This window comes from Ancylobacter sonchi (assembly GCF_018390695.1).
In the GTDB taxonomy this organism is placed as follows: domain Bacteria; phylum Pseudomonadota; class Alphaproteobacteria; order Rhizobiales; family Xanthobacteraceae; genus Ancylobacter; species Ancylobacter sonchi.
Map to the genome: position 1 here is coordinate 556,861 of NZ_JAHBGF010000046.1, position 20,929 is coordinate 577,789.

The window sequence follows — 20,929 nt, forward strand, 5'->3', positions numbered from 1 at the left end:
GCGGAGCGTATCGGCGTGGAACTTATACCGGTGATCGACCTGATGGGAGGCGCCGTCGTGCATGCGCGGCGCGGCGACCGTGCGAATTATCGTCCCATCGTCTCCGGCCTCTGCGCGGGTTCGGCGCCGGCGGACATCGCCCGGGCGCTGCGTACGCTTGCGCCGTTCCGCACGCTCTATGTCGCCGACCTCGACGCCATCGCCGGGCGGGAGCCGCACCGGTCCGAGCTGGCGCAACTGGCAGACCTGTTCGGGCGATTGTGGATCGATGCCGGCGCGGCGCGGCTGGAAGGGGAGCGGCTGCACCGGGTGCTCGGCACCGAATCGATGGTGGATGCGGCAAGCGGCCTCGCGGCGCTGCGCGAGGGACCGACCGTGCTGTCGCTCGACCATGACACCGCCGGTCGGCGCGGGCCGGCGGAGCTGCATGAGCGCGCCGAGCTGTGGCCGGACGAGGTGATCGTGATGACGCTCGCCCGCGTCGGCGGCGATGCCGGCCCCGATTACGACCGGCTGCGGGACGTGCTGGGGCGGGCGGGAGAGCGCCGCGTCTATGCCGCCGGCGGGGTGCGCGACGCCGAGGATCTCCGCCGGCTGCGGGATATCGGCGTCGCCGGGGTACTGGTGGCGAGCGCGCTGCATGACGGCCGGCTCGGCGCCGCCGACATTGCCGGCTTCATGAGCTGAGCGCGGCGGCGAACAGGCTGGCAACCGTCAGGTCGGCGCTGGTACCGGGGTTGAGCCCGCGCGCCTTCAGGCGGGCGTCGAAGGCAGCGAGCGGCGGGTGGCGCCGCGCCGCCGGGGCCAGCCAGTCGATGCCGGCGGCCACCGCCTGCGCATCCGCCTGCACCTCCTCGGCGATGGCGCGGCCGAACTTGCGGCCGATATGGCTGTCGGGGAAGGCGGCGAGGAAGGCGAGATAGGCAGCTTCCGTGCGCGCCTCCGGCTCGGCACCGGGAAGGGCGCGCAGGCGGTCGACGCCGATATCGAACACATCCGCGAAGCCGCCGACATATTGCGCGGCGATACGATCCTCGCCGGCGGCGAGCCGCATCGCCTCGACGAGGCCGATCGTGGCGGGGGCGCCGACATCGTGATCGGTGCGCCGGCCGAGCCCGCCGGGACTGGCGGCGGCGATGGCGCGGAACACGGCGGCACTATCCGCAAGGTCAAGCGTCGCCAGCACCTCGCCGAGCGCCTGCCGCAGCGGCGCCGGTCGTTCGGCCGCCGCCGCCAGCGGCGCGCAGAGCAGCAGGATGCCGAGATTGGTGTTGAGCCCGGCGACCGCCAGCGAGGCGGCCACCGCCGCCTCGACCCGCGCGCCGACCCGCTCGCCCGGCCGGGCGATGCACGGCGCGGCGGCGCGGGCGGCGGCCTCGAAATGAGCGACCTCCATGCCATGGCCGGCCGCGAAGCGATGCACATTGCCGGGCTTCAGCGCATCGAGCTCGGCGAGGCAGGCGCGCCCGAAGGCGGCTTCGATGTCGACCATGGTCATGGCCGCGCCCCGCTTGCCGCGCGCCGCATGGCGTCCCACAGCGCGTCCATGCGCAACAGCATCACGCCGCGCGCCTCCTCGGCATCGCGGCCCTCGCCGAACACGGTGCAGACCGGCTCGCCGGGATGCAGCCGGGTGCCGAGGGCGGGCCGGTCGGCGGTGTAGGTCGGCAGCGGCGCGAGCCGCATCTCGAAGCTCATCGGCGCGTAGAGGATGCCGGCCGCCCGGGCGCCGGCCTGCGGGTCGGGATGCAGGGGGGAAAGGTCCGGCAGGCGGCCGGCGCAGGCGTCGAGATGCAGGCGCAGCAGCGGCGGCAGGGGCGGGCGGTCGAAAATGTCCAGCGTCGCCCCCGGACGCGGGTTGATCTCGATGAGGCTCCAGCCCTCGTGCGACAGGATGAGGTCGGCGCTGGCGAGGCCGATCAGCCCGGTCGAGCCGGCGAGATGAGCGAGCGCTTGCGCCACCTCCCACTCGACATGGGGCGGCACCGCGATGGGGCCGGCGGCGCCGCCATAGCGATAGGGCGAGGCGGCGTCCGGCGCGCACCATTGCTCGGAGAAGGCGAGCAGGCGGGCGTCGCGGCCATCGGCGAGGAACAGCGCCGAGACGGAGCGTCCCTCGATGTGCTCCTGCAGGTAATGACCGGGACCGTGCACCCGCTGCGCCGGGTGGATATGGCCGCCGCCGGAGGCGCCGATGGCCTTTTCCAGCGTGTCCACGCCGGTCGGCGCCACGTCGGCGAAGACACGCGGATGCGGAATGCCGAGGCTGGTGAGCAACCCGCTCAGCGCGAACGGGTCCTTGAGCCGCCGCAGCACCGCGCCGCCATTGCCGGCGAGGTTGCCGCGCGCCGCCAGCCGGTCGACGAGATCCGGCGTCGCCTCGAAGCCGGAACCGAGCACGAGGGGGGCGGCGGAGGCGGCGTGCAGGTCCAGCTGCGCGAGCAGGTCGTCGGCATCGATGGCAAGGCCGTCGCGGCGGCGCAGTGCCACCATCTGCGCCGCGAGTTCGCGCGTGTCCTCGTCGCCGAACAGGTCGAGCACCAGCGGTTCGAGGCCGGCGCGCCGCGCCGCCGCCGCGAGTGCACGGGCGGACAGGGCGGCGAGCACGATGTCGGGCATGGCAGGCCTCAGGCGGCGAGCGACCGGGCGAGGTCGAAGGCGACCTCGACGCCGATGTCGAGCGGGCCTTCCGCGACCCGCATGCGCTTCAGCAATTCGTGCTGCACCTGATATTTGAGCTGGCCGATGGTCAGCGCGCCGATGCCGCGCGCCCCGCCCGGCAGCGCCACGCCATTTGCCATGGCGTCGATGCCGGCGATGCCGGCCGGCGGCACCGCATTGATGTCGGCGGCGACCTTGAGCGAGGAGGCGGCCGCCAGCGCTTCGGGTGACAGGATCTCGACGCCGGCCTTGCCGCAGGCGAGCACGACGTCGGCCTCCACCAGCAGCTCGCGCTTGTCCTCCTCGCTGCGGGCGGAGGCGCAGGCGAGCGAGACACTGAAGCGGTGCGCGAAGTCGGCGGCCTTGGCCTCGACGGTCTCGATGTCGCGATGGCTGACCAGCGTCACCTGCGCGCCGGCGCGGGCGGCGAGCACGCCGGCAATGCCACCGACCACGCCGGTGGCGCCGTAGACCTGCACCTTCGCATGTTCCAGCCCCTGCGGGCGGACGGCGCGCAGATGCCGCTCGACTTCCGCCACCATGGCGGCGGCGGTGGTGAAGGCGCCCGCCGGATCGACGAACACCGAGATCTGGAATGGCGGGAACAGCACTTCCTGCGCCCGTGCCGCCATGTCGAGTGCCAGCGCGGCGTCCTTGCCGCCGATGAACAGCCCGGTGCGCGGCGCGCCGGCTGGCGGGCGCGAGAACATCATGTCCTGCACCAACTCGCCGATCTCCTCCAGCGCGACCTGGCTGTAGGGCAGGATGGTCGCGTAGCCGGCATCGACCGCCATGTTGACGTCGAAGGGGCTGATGTGGCGCAGCGGCGAGACGATGTGCAGGATCGGCGCGTGCTCGTCCATTCCGTGGTTCTCCCGGCAAGTGGCGATGGGTGGGGCGTCAGTCGGCGGCGAGCCAGTCGGTGCGCGCGCCGGTGTTGCGGCCGCGCGCGACCGTGAAGGACAGGTTCGGCCGGTCGGCGAAGCGCTGGCGCAGCCGTGTCGCCAGCCGCTCGGCGGCGTCGGGCGAGGCGACAAGCGCGAAGCCGGTCGGGCCCCAGGAGCTCTGGCCGACGCCGGTGGCGCCCTCGGCGGCGGCGAGCTCCATGGCGGCCTCGACATCCCGGCTGGTGTAGCGCCCGCCCTGAGCGCGGGCATAGTGATCGCCGAGCCGGGCCTGGATCTCGCCGACGGCGGCACCGAAGCCGGCGCAGTCTTCCTCGACCAGCGCCGGCAAGGCGACCATGAGCGTCAGGCGGCACAGATGGCCGGCGAGCGCCTCCTCGAAGGGCGGCAGGGCGTTCATCGCCGACACTTCCTCGCTGCCGCTGAGGCCGTGCGCGGTGTCGTCGAAGGCGAGCAGGATGCGCCAGCCGGCGGGGAAGGGATGGCGGGCGAGGATGGGCGGCGGGGCGTGATGGCCGGCCGCCTTGCCCCCGTCGAGCAGCACGCCGCCCTGCGCGAAGGCGCCCATGCCGATGCCCGAGCGGGCGCCGCGATCGAGCGCATCGGTGAGGGTGCGGGCGTCGAGCGGCCGGCCGCGCAGCGTGGCGAGCGCCGAGCCGGCGGCCAGCGCCAGCTGGGTGCCCGAGCCGAGCCCGGCATGCGGCGGCAGCGCCCGCTCCACCGTGACGGCGACGCGCGGATCGAGATCGAAGGCCGCCGCCACCCGCTCGACGGCGGCGCGGGCGCGGGGGGCATCCGGCCCGGTCGCGACGAGCGCGTCGGCCGGTTGCATCCTCAGCGACAGCGTCGGCTGGTCGAGCGTGAGGCCAAGGCTGCCGAAGCGGCGGCCGAGACTGCCGGACAGGTCGAGAAAGCCGAGATGCAGCCGGGCCGGCGCGATGACGCGCACCCCGCTCGCATGGGTCGGCCGGTCGGGGTGGGCGATGGGCGTGGTATTTTCGTTCACGGGCATTTCCTCCCCGTCATGGTAGAGCCCCGCCGCCGCCAGGGGCAACCGGGCGCGACCATTTGCCGGTGGGCGGCGGGAAGGCCGGAGCCCGCGACGACGGCGCTTCGTGATTTGCCCGGCTCCCCCGACGGGCGTAGCCTCTCCGGACGGTGCCGCCCTGCGGTGGATGCCGACCGCAGGATGGGATTGACCCGCGCGGCGCCCTGACAAGGGAGGCGCATATGGGACGCTATTTCATCGATTGCCGGGAAATGCCCAGCGACAAGAAGTGCACGCTCGCGATGGCCGCCGACACCGAAGGCGAGCTGATGGAAGCAGCGGTGCAGCATGCCGTCGCCATGCACGGCCACAAGGACACGCCGGAGCTGCGCGGCGAGATGAAGAAGGTCATCCACCGCGGCACGCCGCCGGCCGCTGCGCCGCGAGCGGCGTGACATCACGGCATCCCGTCCCCTGATGCGGCGGGGACGGGATGCCGCGGAGACGGATACCGGGCCATCGGCGCTACAGCAGCGTGCCGTGCAGGATGGCAAGCGCGACGCTGAAATAGATGACGAGGCCGGTGACGTCGATGAAGGTGGCGACGAACGGCGCCGACGCGCTCGCCGGGTCGAAGCCCGCCCGCCGCAGCACGAAGGGCAGCATCGAGCCGATCAGCGAGCCGAAGGTGACGATGGCCACCAGCGCCGAGCCGACGGTCGCCGCCACCAGCACCCAGTGCTCGCCATAGTCGTGGAAGCCGGCGAGCTGCCAGACGGTGATGCGCGTCATGCCGAGCGTGCCGAGAATGGCGCCGAGCACCAGGCCGGAGGGAAGCTCGCGCAGCGCCACCCGCCACCAGTCGCCGAGCTTGATCTCGTGCAACGCGAGCGCGCGGATGATCAGCGAGGTCGCCTGCGAGCCGGAATTGCCGCCCGAGCTCATGATCAGCGGAATGAACAGCGTGAGCACGATGGCGCGCTCCAGCTCGTCCTCGAAATGCTGCATGGCGCTTGCCGTGAGCATCTCGCCGAGGAACAGGATGGAGAGCCAGCCGGCACGCTTCTTCAGCATGTCGAGGAAGCCGATTTCCATATAGGGCTCGTCCAGCGCCTCCATGCCGCCGAACTTCTGCGCGTCCTCGGTGCCTTCCTCGATGATGGCGTCGATCATGTCGTCTACGGTGACGATGCCGAGCACCTGCTCGTTGGCATCGACCACCGGCACGGCGAGCAGGTCGTATTTCGAGATGAGCCGCGCCACCTCCTCGCGGTCCATCAGCGGATCGACGGTGATCGGGTCGTGTGCCGGGGCGGCGGACAGGATGGGCTGCTGCGGCTCGCCGATGATCAGCCGGCGCAGCGTCACCGCCTGCAGCAGCTTGTGGGTCTCGGGATCGAGCACATAGATGGCGTAGATGGTCTCGCGCGTGCGCTCGATGGCGCGGATGTGACGCAGCGTGTCGCCGATCGTCCAGCTGGAGGGGACGGAGACGAACTCCGTGGTCATCAGGCTGCCGGCGGTGTGCTCGGGCCAGGAGAGCAGCCGGTTCAGCTCGGCCTGCGTCGCGGCCGGCAGGCGGGCGAACAGGTGCGAGCGCGCCGGCTCCTCCATCCAGCGGAACAGGTCGGCGGCGCGGTCGGCGGAGAGCTCGGAGATGAGGCGCACCGCCTCCTCGACCGGCAGCGCCTCGATGAGATCGCTGGAGAGATCGAAATCGGGCAGGTCGAGGATTTCGATCTGCTTCTCGCGCGGCAGGCTGGCGAGCACCGCCGAGGCGACTTCCGGCTCCTCGTCGTCGAGGGCCTCGGCGATGTCGGCGGGGTGTTCTTCGGCAAGCTCCGCCGCGAGGGCGGCGGCGTCCACGAATTCGTCGTCGCGACGGGGATCGTCGCGGCGGTCTTCGGCCGTGTTGCGGATATCGTCCATTTCGGCTCACTTTCCACCGTCCGTCCCGGGAGGGCGGCGCAGCGAGCCGAGTGCTAGGTCATGCCTGCGGTCGGCTCACGGGCGCCGGCCACCACGGGCCGGACGATCGACTGTCACTGTCGCTGGGCATGTGTTGAATCTTGATCTTTGTGGAGAGCATTGCATCGATGATGCACTGCATCATGACGGTTTCACTGAACCCGGCCCGCGTTTCTGTCAAGCCTCATCCCAGCGGTCGGCCGACGCTGAGGCATCAGGCGCGTATGGGCGGCCGTGCGGGGGAGTGTCGGGAGGGGAGGCGCGGCGCTTCGGCGCAGCCTCGGGCAGGCCGGCGATAGCGAAAACGCTGTCGCCGCACTCTCATGCCGGTAGCCGTCGCGCGGCAGCCGGCCAACGGGCCATGGTCAGATCAAGAACCAGACCAGCAGAAGCAGCACGGCCGCGATGGAGATGAAGCCCCCGAAGGAGCGACTGCCGCTGATATCGTCCTGTTCCATTCGCATCGAATTCCTCCGTAATTTGTTTCGAATTTTTATCTTAACGGAACGGTAATTCACTCCGGCTGCTGAGTCCAGATCGATGGAGGGAGATTTCGGGTGCGCGGCAGTGTCGGCGGCGGTGCCGCCGGAAGCGCGGCTCAGCCGAGCGCGCGCACCAGCGCCCGCGCCTGGGCGAGCCTCACCGGATCGAGGCGACCGGTGCGGCCATCGGCGCAGAGCGCGCCACGAAAGCCGAGATAGTCGGCGCCGACGCCGCCGAGCGTGGGAATGTCGTCGAAGGTGAGCGAGCCGGCGAGGCCGGTCATCAGGCCGTGCCGGCGGGCCTCCTCGACGAACTGGCCGAGGGTGAGCGGGTCGAGATGGGTGGTGAGCGGGCCCGCCTTCTTGTCGGCGGTATCGATCATGATGCCGAAGAAGCCGGCGGCGCCGGCGTCGGCGATCAGCGAGAAATCGGGATCCTGGTCGGCGAACAGCACGCCGACGAGACGGGTCCGGGCCGCCAGCGGCGCCAGCGCCGCGATGCAGGCGGCGGCATGCGGGCTGGCGAACAGGCCGGCCTTGACGATCGGCACCCCGGTGGCGGCGACGCGGGCACAGGCGCTGGCCAGGATGGCCGGCACCATGGGCTGGTCGCCGGCGGTGGCGCTGAGCGCGGGGCGATCGGGCCCGCAGGCGTTCCACAGCATCATCGCCGCTTCGAGCGCTTCGGAGCTCCAGGCGCCGAGGGCGCCGAACGCCGGCTGCTTGAGGTCGACGATGTCGGCGCCGCCGGCGATGGCGGCCCGCATTTCGGCGAGATCGGCGACGCTGGCGAGCAGGCCGGGCGCCGCGCCGGGCACGACCGGACGGAGATGCGAGACGTGGCGGCTCATGAGGCCCGGTTCCATCGCATCACGCTCATGGTGTCGCGGCCGGCGGCAGGCCGTCGCGCGTGCTGCGGTGCGAGGACACCGCCTCCAGCATCCACTCCCACGCCTCCAGCTCCTCGGGGCCGGCGGTCTTCTCCACGGCGATGGCGAGATAGGCCATCTCGGCATCCACCTTGTCGTCGGGGAGAATGTGCAGGCGGCTGACCAGCACGGCGGCTTCCAGCACCGCCGCCTTGGCGCGGTTCATGCCGAGAAAGCGGTGATGGCCCTCGCTGTGATAGGTCTTGCAGAAGATGCGCGGACGCTGCGGGTGGTCCTCGATCCGGTCGACGGTGATCTCGTCATGCGACAGCGCGCCAACGAGGCGCGGGCAGTCGATATAACTGGCCTTCTGCGTCTCGACCGGAATGCGCTTGCCGAGCACGCAGGCGGCGATGAGTCGGACGTCGTCGGTGAAGTTGATGACGCCGATCTGGGTGTCGGCCAGATTGTCGAGCGTGCGCGACGGCTTGAAGGGCTGGAGCAGATAGCCGCCCTCGATCACCGTGGCGCCCATGGGGGCGATGTGGCGCTCGCCGGCGCGCGAACGGGTGGTGACGATGGTCTCGCGGATCATGGTTCGCTCTTATCGGGCTTCGTCGGCAGCGTCGAGCCCGTCAAGGTTGAGCCCGCCTTGTCGAATGTCAAACGGTGCGGATCGACCTTGCCGTTGTCGTCGCGCCCATCGCCACGCCCGGCGACGCCCCATTTGAGCGCCTCGTCCTGCGCATAGCGCTTGCCGAGCCGGAAGGCGATCTCGGCGCGGGCGGTTTCCACGCCGAGATAGAAGGCGTGCGCGGCGTCGTCCTCCACCCCCAGCGAGGGGAAGAAGGCGAACGGGTCGGTGCCGATGTGGTGGCCGTCGCGGTTGAAGACGTGCACGCCGTCCTCGGCCGCCATGATGCGGTAATTGCGGTCGCGCACCTCTTTCGCGAGGTCGTCGATCTCGTCGGGCGAGGCGGCATAGGGGCGACGGTCGCGCAGCGCCATCAGCCCGCCGCCGAAGCCCTGCGGCAGCGCCCCGGCCTCGCGGGCGGCGAAGAACTCGCGGCGGGCGCGGTCGAATTCCTTCACCGCCGTACGGCAATGTGGGCTGACCTGCACCGCGAGCACCGCATTGAGCCGCAACTCGGAGATGACACCCATCAGCAGGGCGTTGATGCCGGTGGTGTCGGCGTCGGTGAGCTCGGTGACGTTGCCGATGCCCATCAGGATGTCGATGTTCGGATACTGCCGGCGCAGCGCAGCGTAGCGTTCCAGCGAGGCGGTGAAGCCGTAATGGATCGGCTCCAGGATCGGGTCGGCGAGGAAGCGGATGTTCTTCGCCCGGCAGGCCTCGATGGCGCGTACGAGCGAGGCGAGGTCGCTCGGTGGCGAGGGTACCAGCACCGGGATGGCCGGGCCCTCCTCGGCGATGGCGAGGTTGTGCTCGGTGAGGCTGAGCAGGTAGTCGGCGCCCGCGCGGGTGGCGCGGGACAGCTCCTCGGGATTGAAGCTGTCGACGCTGACCTTCAGGCCCTCCGCCTTGAGCGCGGCGATGGCCGCCTCCAGATGCGGGAAAGGGGTGTCGGGCAGGCAGCCGAGATCGATCACCTCCGCGCCGTCGCCGGCGAGGCGCTTCGCCTTGGAAAGGAGATCGTCGAGCGACAGAGCCGAGGCGTCGACGATCTCGGCGAAGATGGTGACGTCGTGACGCGACAGGTCGGCGCGGGCGCGCGCCTTGCCGAAATGCTCCGGCAGGTCGGCGAGCTCGTCGGGCCCGCGCTCGAAGGGCAGGCCGAAATGCCGTTCCAGCCGCGAGAGGTCGCCGCGGAAGCGGCCGGGCATCACCACGCGGCTGGTGCCCTCGGGCACCTTGAAGCGGCGCTCGACGATCTCGGCGGTCATCAGCGCCGCGACCTTGACGCCGACATTGACCACCACCGGGTCCAGCGCGGGCGAGGCGATCTCGCTGGCTACCTTGACGAGGCGCGGCTCGGCCAGCGAGCCGGTGACGAGGGCGACCCGCTCCGCGCCGTGGCCGGCGGGTTTCTCGGTGTCCTCAGCCATCGGCCGGCGTCCCGGCGGCGAGCTCGACCTTGCGGGCGGCGACCGCCTGCTCCAGCGCGCCGATGGTCTCCACCACCGTGCAATATTCGAAGCGGGACAGGCGGTCGGTATTCTCGAGGTCGATGGCGCGCGGATAGACCGGCACCGGTCCGCGCGGTGCCATGGTGATCATCTCCGGCGAGGTGTCGCAGGCGAAGACGATGCTCGGCACGCGGCACTTGCCGGCCTGGGCGAAGCAGTTGGTGACCAGCGAATCCGCGATGCCGTAGACGCATTTCGCCACCGTGTTGGCCGAGGCCGGCGAGACGACCAGCGTGTGGTAGCGGCCCTCGTAGAAGCGGCCGACCGGCACGGCGGAGGCGGAGAGGTCGTGATAGATGCGCAGATGCTCCGGCAGCTCCTGCCGGTACATGCGCAGCACCTCCTCCGCCGCCTTGGAGACGAACAGGTCGACCGGGTCGAGGCTGGCGATCAGCGCCAGCGACTCGACGAAGAAATGCCCGGAGCCGGTGAGCGCCCAGGCCCAGCGGGCATCCTTGCGCGGGTTGGTTCGGGTCTCGCTCATGCCGCGCTCCTGTCGCGGGAGAAGGCGGCCAGCGCCTCGTCGACCGAGAGGAGGTCGATGCGTCCAGTGTAGCGCGCGGCGAGCGGCGGGAAGTAGGGATCGACGAGGCCGGCTTGCGCCCATTGCGAGGGAAGGGAACCGGCGGCGGGCAGCGATTTCACCAGCACCAGCCGGCGGGCCTCGAGCCGCAGCGCCAGCCAGAGCGCGAGGCTGTCGGAGGTGACCTCCCAGCTCGCCGGGAGGTCGGCGGCGCGGGCCATCGCCGCCGGCAGCCACAGTGCGGCGCGGCCGGCGGCATGGGCGCGGGCCATGGCGGGAGCGTCCGCTGACGGCGCGAGGCGCGGCTCGATGTCGGCGAGCGCCAGAGCGAGGCTCTCCATGGCGAGGATCGCCATGTGATGGCAGGCGTCCTCGCTCAGCGACAGGCGCGGTTGCAGCGCGCGCACCGCATCCGCCAGCGGGCCACCGCCCGGCACCACGACGAGCGGGGAGCCGGCCGTCGCGAGGCCGGACAGCAGCTCGGCGAGGCGCGGCGCGGCGGCGAGGCTGCCGCCGAGCTTGACGATGACCGCTTCCGGCATAGGCGTCTGGTGCATGAGGTCACGTCCCGCAACTCGCAGCTCCGCTCCATTGAGCACGGATGCGCAGCGGTGCTTATGCGACAAAAGGTCGGACGGGAAAACCCTTTGGCCTCCGCGCCTTGCCGTGACGGTGCGCAAGCGCGGCATCCATCGGCCATGCGGGCGGTGCGAGGAGAAGCGATGGTGAGCGGCGGGCCGGCAGCCGGACCGCCCTGGCGGGGGCGGCCCGGCGTCGGGCGTCTGCGTCGGAACGCAGCACCTGTCTGTCAGGCGGTAGTGGTCAGCCGGCCGCCCGCTGCGGGGGGGCGGAAATGCGGGGCAACCGGCTTCAGTGAGACAAGGGTCGGTTCGTCTCAACCGCGATGACCAGGAAACTCTAGCGCAGAATTGAGAAACTATCCAGTACCAATAATATTGGCACGGTATCGCTTTCCGGGTTTCCGAAAGCCGGGACGGCGGGGTGCATAGGCTTGAAAAACAAAAAAAAGCCCGGAGCAGGGGCCCGGGCTTTTAAAGGTGAGACGGTCAAGAAGCGGCAAACCGCTCCATATTCCGAGGTTGAAGATGGGCTCGTCGCGGGGGCTTGTCGAGGGTGATTCGGCGCCGATCACGTATTCGGGATTCGCAGATCGGTCCATGTCGCAACGGAAGATTGCCGGCTTGCCGGGCGCCGCGCGGTGGCCGATCGGTACGGTTTTACAGATCCGCGAGATGGTGCAGGGCGATGCCGGCGGCGGTGGCGACGTTGAGGGAATCGAAGCCGCCGGCCATCGGAATGCGCACCGTGCGGGCCCGCGCCAGGCTGTCGGCGGACAGGCCCGGCCCCTCGGCGCCGACCATCAGCGCGGTGCGCGGCGCGCGGACCAGCTGCTTCAGCGCGGTGGTGCCGGCCGGGCTGAAGGCGAGCAGTTCGAAGCCGCCGGCCGCCAGCAGGTCGAGGAGAGCGCCGGCGCCACCTTCGCGGGCGAAGGGCACGATGAGGCTGCCGCCGACCGAGACGCGGATCGCCTTGCGGTAGAGCGGATCGCAGGAGGCGAAGTCGAGCAGCACCGCATCCGCCCCGAAGGCGGCGGCGTTGCGCAATATGCCGCCGACATTGTCGTGATTGGTGATGCCGAGCGCCACGACCACCAGCGCGCGCGCCGGCAGCGAGGCCAGCAGCGCGGCGGCGCCCGGCTCCTCGCCGCGCAGGCCGACACCGAGCAGGCCGCGATGGATGTGGAAGCCGGTGATGCCGTCGAGGATCGCCTGGTTGGCGGTGTAGATCGGCAGGTCGTCCGGCGCCTGCGCCAGCAGCGGCGCCAGCGCCTCCGCTCGGCTCTCGGCGATCAGCAGCGATTCCAGGCGGAAGCGGTTGCGCGGGGAGAGCGCGACGTCGAGCACCGTCTTGCCCTCGACGATGAACCGCCCGCCGCGCCCGACGAGATCGCGCTCCTTGATGACGCGATAGGCGTCGATGCGCGGATCGTCCGGCGCGGTGAGCGCGACGAGACGGCTCACCCGCCGAGTTCCTCGCGCAGCATCTCCAGCTCCAGCCACTGCTCTTCCGCCTTGGCGAGGTCGGCCTGGGCCTTGGTCAGTTCGCCGGTGGCCTTCTGAAAGCCGGAAGGGTCGCGAGCGTAGAAATTCGGCGTGGCCAGCCGGTTGTTCAGCCGGGTGATGTCGGATTCCAGCTGCGCCATCTGCTTGGGCAGATGCTCCAGCGCATATTTCTCCTTGTTGGAGAGCTTGCGCTTACCGGCCGATGCCGCCGGCGCCGGTGAGGCCGGCGCGGACGCCTTCGCCGGCGCGGCGGCGGCCGCAGCGGCGGCGCGCGCCTTCACGCCATGGCCGCGCTGGGCGACCATGTCGGAATAGCCGCCGGCATAGACATTCCAGTTGCCGTCGCCCTCATAGGCGATGGTGGCAGTGACGGTCCGGTCGAGGAAGTCGCGGTCATGGCTGACCAGCAGCACCGTGCCGGCATAGTCGTCGATCATCTCTTCCAAGAGATCGAGGGTCTCGAGGTCGAGATCGTTGGTCGGCTCGTCCAGCACCATGAGGTTGCTGGCTTGCGCCAGCGCGCAGGCGAGCAGCAGTCGCCCGCGCTCGCCGCCCGACAGCCGCGAGACGGCGGTGCCGGCCTGTTCCGGGGTGAACAGGAAGTCCTTCATGTAGCCGATGACGTGGCGCGGATTGCCGCCGACGAACACCTGGTCGCCGCGCCCATCGGTGAGCGTGTCGCGCACCGAGCGCTCGGGATCGAGAGCGGCGCGGCGCTGGTCGAGCGTCGCCATCTCGATATTGGTGCCGAGCTTGGCCTTGCCGCTGTCGGGCGCCAGTTCGCCGGTGAGCATCTTGAGCAGCGTGGTCTTGCCGGCGCCGTTGGGGCCGACGATGCCGATGCGGTCGCCGCGCTGGATGCGGATCGATAGGTCGCGCACGATGACGCGGTCGCCATAGGACTTGGAGATGTTCTCCGCCTCCATCACCAGCTTGCCGGAGACATCGGCCTCGGTGGCGGTGACGGAGATGGTGCCGACCGAGCCACGATGGTCGCGGAACTTGGCGCGCAGATCCGCCAGCTGACCGACGCGGCGCATGTTGCGCTTGCGCCGGGCGGTGACGCCGTAGCGCATCCAGTGCTCTTCCGCGACGATCTTGCGGGCGAGCTTCTGCTGGTCGCGCTCCTCTTCCTCCAGCACCTGGTCGCGCCATTCCTCGAAGAAGGCGAAGCCGCGCTCCATGCGCCGCGTGCGGCCACGGTCGAGCCAGACGGTGGCGCGGGTCAGGTCCTGCAGGAAGCGGCGGTCATGGCTGATCAGCACGAGGGCGGAGCGCAGGCCGGCGATCTCGGCTTCCAGCCATTCGATGGCCGGCAGGTCGAGATGGTTGGTCGGCTCGTCGAGCAGCAGGATGTCCGGCTCGGGCGCCAGCACGCGGGCCAGCGCCGCGCGGCGGGCCTCGCCGCCCGACAGGTTCGCGGGGTCTTCCTCGCCGGTGAGGCCGAGTTCGCCCAGCAGATAGAGCGCGCGGTATTCCTGATCGCCCGGACCCATGCCGGCCTCGACATAGTCGAGCGTGGTCTTGAAGCCGGAGAGGTCCGGCTCCTGCGGCAGGTAGCGCACCGTGGCGCCGGGCTGCACGAAGCGCGGGCCGGAATCCGCCTGCACGAGGCCGGCGGCGATCTTGAGCAGGGTCGACTTGCCCGAGCCGTTGCGGCCGACGAGGCCGACGCGCTCGCCGGCGGAGACGGAAAGCTCCGCCCCTTCGAGCAGCGGTGTACCGCCGAAGGTGAGGCGCGTGTCTTGAAGCAGAAGGAGAGGGGGTGCCATGCCGGGGGGATAGGCGATGAACCCGCGCGGGGCAAGGGGTGGACGCGCTATTCCGCCAGTCCGTGGCGATGGAAGACGCAGGCGAGCTTGTTGCCGTCGGGGTCACGGACATAGGCGGCGTAGAAACCCGGCCCATAGGCCGGGCGCAGACCCGGCACGCCCTCGCTCGTGCCGCCATGGGCGAGGGCGGCGGCATGGAACGCATCGACCTGCCCGGCGCTGGCGGCGCGCAGGGCCGTCATCTGGCCGTTGCCGGGGGTCGGGACGTTGCCGTCGAAGGGCTTGCAGAGCCACAGGCTGACGCCGTGGTCATAGTCCGGGCCGAAACCTACCCAGCCGGGCATCGTCTCGTCGGTCCGGGCCTGGCCGACGGCGGCCATCACCGCATCGTAGAAGGCCAGCGCCCGCCCGAAATCCGAGACGCCGATCGTGACATAGAGGACGAGCGAGGGCATGCGGGGCTCCGGTCTGGATGGTTCGTGGACGCTACCCGCAAATGCCGGGGCAGCGGAAGACGGGCATGCCGCCGGAGCCGCCGGCCGGCACTTATGTGGCGGCCGGGGAGGCAGGCGTGTAAACAGCGACGGAAAGCCGCCGCCAGCCAATCGGACGTTGCCATGACCTCGACCACCACCGCCGACCTCGCCCCGCTTCTGGAAAAGATCTCCCAACGCATCGGCGCCCAGCATGTGCTGACCGCCCCCGGCGACACCGCCGCCTATCTGCGCGAGGAGCGCGGCCTTTACGACGGGCGCACCCCGGCGGTGCTGCGGCCGGGCAATACCGAGGAGGTCGCCTTCATCGTCGCCGCCTGCGCCGAGGCGGGGGTGAAGATCGTGCCGCAGGGCGGCAATACCGGCCTCGTCGGCGGGCAGATGGCGTTCGGCGAGCTCGTCGTCTCGCTGGCCCGGCTCGACAGGATTCGTCATGTCGATCCCGTCGACATGACGATGACGGTGGAGGCGGGCTGCATCCTCGACAGCGTCCACAAGGCGGCGGAGGAGGTCGGCTGCCTGTTCCCGCTGCATATCGCGGCGCAGGGCTCCTGCCGCATCGGCGGCAACCTCTCCACCAATGCCGGCGGCACCGCCGTGCTGCGCTACGGCAACGCCAAGGAACTGGTGCTCGGCCTCGAAGTGGTGCTGGCCGACGGGAGGGTGTGGAACGGGCTGAAGCGACTGCGCAAGAACAATGCCGGCTATGATCTCAAGCAGCTGTTCCTCGGTACCGAGGGCACGCTCGGCATCATCACCGCCGCCGTGCTGAAGCTGTTCCCGGCGCCGGCGCAGCGCGCCACCGCCTTCCTCGCCGTGCCGGATCCCGAGCATGCCTTGAGCCTGCTGCACCGGCTGCGCGGCCTCGCCGGCGACGGGCTGACCACTTTCGAACTGATGGCGGACTTCGGCATCGAGACGGTGCTGAAGCATATGCCCGGCACGGTGCGCCCCTTCGCCGACCGCTACGACTGGTACGTGCTCGCCGAGTTTTCCTCGCCGACCCGCGCCTTCGACATCGCCGCGCTGATGGAGAGCGGGCTGGAGGCCGCGATGGAGGCCGGTGAGGTGGTCGATGCGGTGATCGCGTCGAGCGAGGCGCAGGCGAACAATCTGTGGCGGCTGCGCGAGGACATGAGCGAGGCGCAGAAGCACGAGGGCGGCTCGATCAAGCACGACGTCTCGGTGCCGGTCTCCCGCGTGCCGGAATTCCTCGCCCGCGCTCTGCCGGCGGTCACCGCCGAACTGGAGGGGTTGCGCCCGTGCCCGTTCGGCCATGTCGGCGACGGCAACATCCATTTCAACCTCAGCCAGCCGGTGGGGATGGACAAGGCCGCCTTCATCGACATGTGGGATCACTTCAACCGCATCGTGCACGACATCGTGACCGACATGGACGGCTCCATCGCCGCTGAGCACGGCATCGGCCGGCTGAAGGCGCATGAGCTGAGGCACTACGCCGATCCGCTGGCGCTGGAGCTGATGGCACGGATCAAGCGCACGCTGGATCCGCAGGGATTGCTGAACCCCGGCAAGGTATTGGAGGTGTAGTGGGAGTCGTCTTCAGTCTAGAATGATCATAAAGTAGAGAATCGAAGTATTCGCCTTCTTTTGAAACGTTCTACTGTTTGACAAATGGGCATTTAAAGGTTGTCGGGAGCGTATAGAGGGGTTTAAGGAAACCGTTAATTGACCAGTCGCCCACTCGCAGGGCCGTGGGCGTCGTGCGGAAAGCGCGGCGCGAAGCCGCGAGCGGGCCGCCAATGACGGGTAGCCCCAATGCCGACCCTGCGTCTTCCGACGACACGCCCCTCGATGCCGCGCCTCGCCGCCGCGCTCCGCCGTCCGCTGGTCGGGCTGGCCGCGCTGTCGGTGCTCGCCGGGCCGCCGGTGGCGTTCGCGCAGGGAACCGGCACGACGACGCAGGCTCCGGTGGTCGCCCCGACGCAGTCGCAGGCGCCTGTACAGGCTCCTGCGACCTCGATGCCGGCGACGACGGCGGCTCCGGCCGCGGTGGTGCCCGCTCCTGCGGTGGCGGCTCCTGCGGCGGTGCCCGCTCCGGCAGCTTCGACGACCGCGCCTGCCACGACCGGCGAAGCGCCGGCGGCCACTCCGGCGCCGGTCGCCGGCGATGCTGGCACAGCTCCTGCCGCCGCCGCTCCCGCCGATGGCGCCCCTCTGCCGGAAGTCGAGGATGGCAGCGTTTCCGCGCAGCTGCCGCACGACCTGTCGCCCTGGGGCATGTTCATGGCCGCCGACTGGGTGGTGAAGGCGGTCATGCTCGGCCTTGCCTTCGCCTCGGTGGTGACCTGGACGGTGTGGCTGGCCAAGAGCGTCGAGCTGATGGCGGCGCAGACGCGGGTGCGCAAGGCGCTGCGCGGCCTGCTCGCCAGCGCCTCGCTGGACGAAGCCCGCCGGATCGGCGCCAGGGGGCCGGCGCTCGCGATGCTGCGCACCACCGATCTCGAGCTGAAGCGCTCCGGCGACCTGCCGGCCGAGGGCATCAAGGAGCGCGTCTCCATCTCGCTCGGCCGCATCGAGGTGGCGACCGGCCGCGCGATCAATCGCGGCACCGGCCTGCTCGCCACCATCGGCGCCACCGCCCCCTTCGTCGGCCTGTTCGGCACGGTGTGGGGCATCATGAATTCCTTCATCGGCATCTCGAAGGCGCAGACCACCAATCTCGCCGTGGTGGCGCCGGGCATCGCCGAGGCGCTGCTTGCCACCGCGATCGGCCTCGTCGCCGCCATCCCGGCGGTGGTGATCTACAATCACTTCGCCCGCCAGGTGGCCGGCTATCGCATCCTGATGGGCGATGCCTCCGCCGAGGTGCTGCGGCTCTTGTCGCGCGACCTCGACCGGCGCGACGCCCGCGAGGCGCAGCGTCCGGCGACCCCGGCCCGCATCCGCGCCGCCGCCGAGTGAGGTGAGCCGATATGGGTGCCAAGCTCCAGAGCAGCGACGTCGACGATCTCGGCGAAAACCACGAGATCAACGTCACGCCGTTCATCGACGTCATCCTGGTGCTGCTGATCATCTTCATGGTGGCGGCGCCGCTCTCCACCGTCGACGTGAAGGTCGACCTGCCGGCCTCGACGGCGGCGGTGCAGCCGCGCCCCGACAAGCCGGTCTATCTCAGCGTGAAGAGCGACCTCGGCCTCGCGCTCGGCAATGACGACGTGCCGCGCGGCGCGCTCGGCAGCACGCTGGACGGGGCGACCGAGGGCAAGAAGGACACCCGCATCTTCCTGCGCGCCGACAAGAGCGTGGCCTATGGCGACCTGATGGAGGTGATGAACCTCCTGCGCGCCGCCGGCTATCTCAAGATCGCGCTGGTCGGGCTGGAGGCGGCGCCGGCGGCGGCCGCGGCCCCGGCGGGAGCGGCCCCGGCGGGAGCGGCTCCGTTGGGCGCGGCTCCTGCGGGAGCGCCTGCCGCTCCCGCGCCAGCGGCGCCGGCAGGTGCCGCTCAATGAGCCTGATGCTGTTGGGCGGCGGAAGGCTGGAGCGGATCGCCCGCGCCGGCTGCTGGATCGGCTGCGGCGCGATCGTCCTCGGCGCGCATGGCGGCGCGCTCGCCTATCTGCTCTCCTCGCCGCCGCCCGAGCCGCTGCCGGAGCCGGCGGCGATCATGATCGAGCTTGCCGAGGTGCCGGTGGCGCCGCCCTCCCAGCCGGTCGACGTGGCGCCCGGCCCGCAGATGACGGAAGCGCCGGAAGAGGTCGAGGAAGAGATCAAGCCGGACGAGGTGCCCGAGGAGGAGGTGGAGCCGCCTCCGCCGCCCGAGCCGGTGAAGCAGGAAGAGCCGCTGCCGGAGGTGACGGAATCCCCTGCTCCGGACATCGAGGTGCCGCTGCCGCCGCCCGCGCCGCTCGCCGCCGAGCTGACCCCGCCCGAGGAGAAGATCGAGCCCAAGAAGGAACCGCCGAAAAAGAAGCCGAAGCCGCGCGAGAAGAGCGAGAAGCCGCCGGCGCCGCGCACTTCCGCCGCGCCGCAGATGCAGGCGGAGAATTCCGAGCAGGTCGCCGCGCCGACGGCGGGCGCCGCCTCCTCGCGCTCGATGACGCCGGCGAACTGGCGCTCGCGGCTGATGTCGCATCTCAACCGGCACAAGCGCTACCCGACCGGGGAGAGCGGCGCCGGCAAGGCGCGGGTCGCCTTCACCATCAACCGCGCCGGGCAGGTGCTGAGCGCGCGGCTGGTCGGCTCGTCCGGCAATTCCCGCTTCGACGAGGAGGCCGTGGCGATGCTGCGCCGTGCCTCGCCGGTGCCGCCGCCGCCGCCGGAAGTGCCGGGCAACACCATCGCCTTCACCGTGCCGGTGGACTTCACCCTGCGGTGACGGCGCGCAGTCGAGGCCGGGCGCCTGTCACAGCTCCGCGAAGGCGGGGGCGTGGCGCAGGGCGCCGGCGGTGGTCGGCAGGCCGCCGCCGAGCGGCAGCGCCATGAAGTGCGGTCCGGCATAGGGCGAGGAGAAGCCCGCCGCCTGCTCGGTCGAAAAGCCGAAGCGGCGGTAATAGGTGGGATCGCCCAGCACGAAGAGCGCCCGCCAGCCCATCGCCTCGGCCCGGGCGATGGCGGAGCGCACCAGCGCCGCGCCGATGCCGTGCGCCCGGCGGTCGGCATCCACCGCCAGCGGCGCGAGGGCGAGCGCGGGGAACGCGGCGGCGATCGGCGAGAGCAGCACATGGCCGATGATCTCGCCATCGTCCTCGGCCACCAGCGACAGGGTGGCGTCGCCGGCCTCGCGCAGGCGCGTCACCAGATCGGCCTCGCCGGGCCCATCGAAACTGTCGCGCAGCAGCGCGTGGATCGCGGCTTCCTCGCGGGTGTTTTCATCGCGGATACGCATGACAAAGGGTCTCTTCTAGCCTTCAAGTCGGGTGAGGAGAGCGCCGAGGTCGTCCCACAGCTCCTCCGGGTCTTCGAGGCCGATGCTGAGCCGCAGAATCGGCCCTTTGTGCGGCCACGGCACGGCGGTGCGCAGCGGCCCGATGTCCATCGGCGCGACGAGGCTGTGGGTGCCACCCCAGGAGGCGCCAATAGAGAACAGCTTGAGGCTCGACAGCGCTGCGGCGAGGCGGGCATCGGCGCCTGCCTTCAACACCAGGCTGAACACGCCGGAGGCGCCCTTGAAGTCACGGGCGAATACTGCATGGCCGGGGCTGCCGGGCAGCGCCGGATGCAGCACCGTCTCGACCTCTGGCCGGCCGGACAGCCGGCGGGCGAAGTCTTCCGCCACCCGGCCGCAATGGGCGAGGCGCACCGCCATGGTCTCGATGCCGCGCAGGGCAAGCGCGCATTCGTCCGGCGACACGCCGATGCCGAGCGCCGATAGCGTCTGGCGCAGGCGCCGGTAGAGATCCATGTCGGCGACGGTGATCGAGCCGAGCAGCAGGTCGGAATGGCCGCCGACATATTTGGTCAGCGCCTCGCAGGCGAAATCGACCCCGTGGGCGAGCGGCTTGAACAGCAGCGGCGTCGCCCAGGTGTTGTCGCAGCCGGTGAGCACGCCGCGCGCCTTGGCCGCCGCGACGATGGCCGGCAGGTCCGGCACCTCCATGCTGCCGGAGCCGGGCGTCTCGATCCAGACGAGCCGGGTGCGGTCGTCGATCAGGCCGGCGATGCCGGCGCCGATCATCGGGTCGTAGACGGTGACGTCGATGCCGCGCGCTGCGAGATGGCCGAAGGCGAGCGTCCGCACCGGCGGGTAGACATTGTCGGGGATCAGCACCCGGTCGCCCGGCACCAGCAACGTCAGCATCACCATGGAGATGGCGGCCTGGCCGGACGGCACGATGACGGTGCGCGCGCCGCCCTGCAGCCGCGTGAGCTGCTCGGCCAGCGTGCGGGTGGTCGGCGTGCCGGCAAGGCCGTAGGTATAGCCGTCCACCCCGCGCTCCGCCCGGCGCAGGAAGGCCTCGCCATCGGGATAGACGATGGTGGAGGCGCGGTGCGTCGGCACGGCGAGGCTGGCATAGCCGTCCTGCGGCACCTCGGGGTGATGCACGCATTGCGTGGCGTCGCGCATCGCGGTC

Annotated in this window: 21 protein-coding genes; 6 read left to right on the top strand and 15 right to left on the bottom strand. The window is 70.8% G+C overall.

From position 1 onward, the window contains the following. Positions 1–15 precede the first annotated feature (15 nt). On the top strand, positions 16–687 hold the full coding sequence (locus tag KHC28_RS26795) for a HisA/HisF-related TIM barrel protein (RefSeq protein ID WP_214011415.1): 672 nt from the start codon (positions 16–18) through the stop codon (positions 685–687). Here KHC28_RS26795 and KHC28_RS26800 read toward each other — a convergent pair. The 4 genes from KHC28_RS26800 to KHC28_RS26815 are packed head-to-tail and all read right to left on the bottom strand — an operon-like array spanning position 677 to position 4,578. Continuing rightward, positions 677–1,498: a triphosphoribosyl-dephospho-CoA synthase gene (locus KHC28_RS26800; RefSeq protein WP_214011416.1), complete on the bottom strand. Its 822-nt coding sequence runs from the start codon at positions 1,496–1,498 to the stop codon at positions 677–679. The genes KHC28_RS26795 and KHC28_RS26800 overlap by 11 nt on opposite strands. Further along, on the bottom strand, positions 1,495–2,619 hold the full coding sequence (locus tag KHC28_RS26805; protein ID WP_214011417.1) for an ATP-grasp domain-containing protein: 1,125 nt from the start codon (positions 2,617–2,619) through the stop codon (positions 1,495–1,497). The genes KHC28_RS26800 and KHC28_RS26805 overlap by 4 nt, the downstream gene beginning before the upstream one ends. Positions 2,620–2,627: 8 nt before the next feature. Next, positions 2,628–3,524, bottom strand: a complete 897-nt coding sequence (locus KHC28_RS26810) for a methylene-tetrahydromethanopterin dehydrogenase N-terminal domain-containing protein (RefSeq protein ID WP_214011418.1) — start codon at positions 3,522–3,524, stop codon at positions 2,628–2,630. Positions 3,525–3,561: 37 nt separating this feature from the next. Further along, positions 3,562–4,578: a beta-ribofuranosylaminobenzene 5'-phosphate synthase family protein gene (locus KHC28_RS26815; RefSeq protein ID WP_214011419.1), complete on the bottom strand. Its 1,017-nt coding sequence runs from the start codon at positions 4,576–4,578 to the stop codon at positions 3,562–3,564. A gap of 218 nt (positions 4,579–4,796) precedes the next feature. Here KHC28_RS26815 and KHC28_RS26820 point away from each other — a divergent pair, with 218 nt between their 5' ends. Next, positions 4,797–5,009 carry a DUF1059 domain-containing protein gene (locus tag KHC28_RS26820; RefSeq protein WP_214011420.1) on the top strand — a complete coding sequence of 71 codons (213 nt, stop codon included), beginning with the start codon at positions 4,797–4,799 and terminating at the stop codon, positions 5,007–5,009. Between the two features lie 70 nt (positions 5,010–5,079). Here the strand turns inward: KHC28_RS26820 and mgtE are convergent, their stop codons facing one another. From mgtE to KHC28_RS26865, 9 genes are all read right to left on the bottom strand, one after another. After that, on the bottom strand, positions 5,080–6,483 hold the full coding sequence (gene mgtE, locus KHC28_RS26825; protein WP_214011421.1) for a magnesium transporter: 1,404 nt from the start codon (positions 6,481–6,483) through the stop codon (positions 5,080–5,082). A 637-nt stretch (positions 6,484–7,120) separates the two neighbouring features. Then, positions 7,121–7,855, bottom strand: a complete 735-nt coding sequence (locus tag KHC28_RS26830; protein ID WP_214011422.1) for a (5-formylfuran-3-yl)methyl phosphate synthase — start codon at positions 7,853–7,855, stop codon at positions 7,121–7,123. 25 nt (positions 7,856–7,880) lie between these two features. Next, complete coding sequence (locus tag KHC28_RS26835; RefSeq protein WP_214011423.1) at positions 7,881–8,468, bottom strand: DUF447 domain-containing protein; 588 nt, start codon at positions 8,466–8,468, stop codon at positions 7,881–7,883. Further along, entirely contained in the window at positions 8,465–9,940 is a 1,476-nt protein-coding gene (locus KHC28_RS26840; RefSeq protein ID WP_214011424.1) for a DUF6513 domain-containing protein, read from the bottom strand. The genes KHC28_RS26835 and KHC28_RS26840 overlap by 4 nt, the downstream gene beginning before the upstream one ends. Next, positions 9,933–10,505, bottom strand: coding sequence for a flavoprotein (locus KHC28_RS26845; RefSeq protein ID WP_214011425.1), 573 nt, complete (start codon positions 10,503–10,505; stop codon positions 9,933–9,935). The genes KHC28_RS26840 and KHC28_RS26845 overlap by 8 nt, the downstream gene beginning before the upstream one ends. Continuing rightward, on the bottom strand, positions 10,502–11,101 hold the full coding sequence (locus KHC28_RS26850) for an amino acid kinase family protein (protein WP_214011426.1): 600 nt from the start codon (positions 11,099–11,101) through the stop codon (positions 10,502–10,504). Before KHC28_RS26850 ends, KHC28_RS26845 begins: the two co-directional genes overlap by 4 nt. Before the next feature lie 681 nt (positions 11,102–11,782). Beyond that, on the bottom strand, positions 11,783–12,586 hold the full coding sequence (locus KHC28_RS26855; RefSeq protein ID WP_214011427.1) for a TrmH family RNA methyltransferase: 804 nt from the start codon (positions 12,584–12,586) through the stop codon (positions 11,783–11,785). Next, a complete protein-coding gene (locus KHC28_RS26860) occupies positions 12,583–14,400 on the bottom strand; it encodes an ABC-F family ATP-binding cassette domain-containing protein (RefSeq protein ID WP_214011428.1) in 1,818 nt (605 codons plus the stop codon). Before KHC28_RS26860 ends, KHC28_RS26855 begins: the two co-directional genes overlap by 4 nt. A 47-nt stretch (positions 14,401–14,447) precedes the next feature. Beyond that, positions 14,448–14,855, bottom strand: coding sequence for a VOC family protein (locus tag KHC28_RS26865; protein ID WP_214011429.1), 408 nt, complete (start codon positions 14,853–14,855; stop codon positions 14,448–14,450). Positions 14,856–15,017: 162 nt separating this feature from the next. Between KHC28_RS26865 and KHC28_RS26870 the strand changes: the two genes are divergently transcribed. From KHC28_RS26870 to KHC28_RS26885, 4 genes are all read left to right on the top strand, one after another. Beyond that, the gene (locus KHC28_RS26870; RefSeq protein WP_214011430.1) at positions 15,018–16,445 is read left to right on the top strand and encodes an FAD-binding oxidoreductase; all 1,428 of its coding nucleotides are present in this window, start codon (positions 15,018–15,020) and stop codon (positions 16,443–16,445) included. Positions 16,446–16,673: 228 nt separating this feature from the next. Beyond that, positions 16,674–17,819 carry a tonB-system energizer ExbB gene (gene exbB / locus KHC28_RS26875; RefSeq protein ID WP_246565199.1) on the top strand — a complete coding sequence of 382 codons (1,146 nt, stop codon included), beginning with the start codon at positions 16,674–16,676 and terminating at the stop codon, positions 17,817–17,819. An 11-nt stretch (positions 17,820–17,830) separates the two neighbouring features. Beyond that, positions 17,831–18,367, top strand: coding sequence for a TonB system transport protein ExbD (gene exbD / locus KHC28_RS26880; protein WP_214011431.1), 537 nt, complete (start codon positions 17,831–17,833; stop codon positions 18,365–18,367). Further along, positions 18,364–19,233 (top strand): energy transducer TonB family protein, encoded by an 870-nt coding sequence (locus KHC28_RS26885; RefSeq protein WP_214011432.1) that lies wholly within the window; start codon positions 18,364–18,366, stop codon positions 19,231–19,233. The genes exbD and KHC28_RS26885 overlap by 4 nt, the downstream gene beginning before the upstream one ends. Positions 19,234–19,260: 27 nt before the next feature. Here the strand turns inward: KHC28_RS26885 and KHC28_RS26890 are convergent, their stop codons facing one another. Together KHC28_RS26890 and metC are read right to left on the bottom strand one after the other, a co-directional pair. After that, positions 19,261–19,743 (bottom strand): GNAT family N-acetyltransferase, encoded by a 483-nt coding sequence (locus KHC28_RS26890; RefSeq protein WP_214011433.1) that lies wholly within the window; start codon positions 19,741–19,743, stop codon positions 19,261–19,263. A gap of 15 nt (positions 19,744–19,758) precedes the next feature. Beyond that, the gene (gene metC, locus KHC28_RS26895) at positions 19,759–20,922 is read right to left on the bottom strand and encodes a cystathionine beta-lyase (RefSeq protein ID WP_214011434.1); all 1,164 of its coding nucleotides are present in this window, start codon (positions 20,920–20,922) and stop codon (positions 19,759–19,761) included. Between the last annotated feature and the right edge of the window lie 7 nt (positions 20,923–20,929).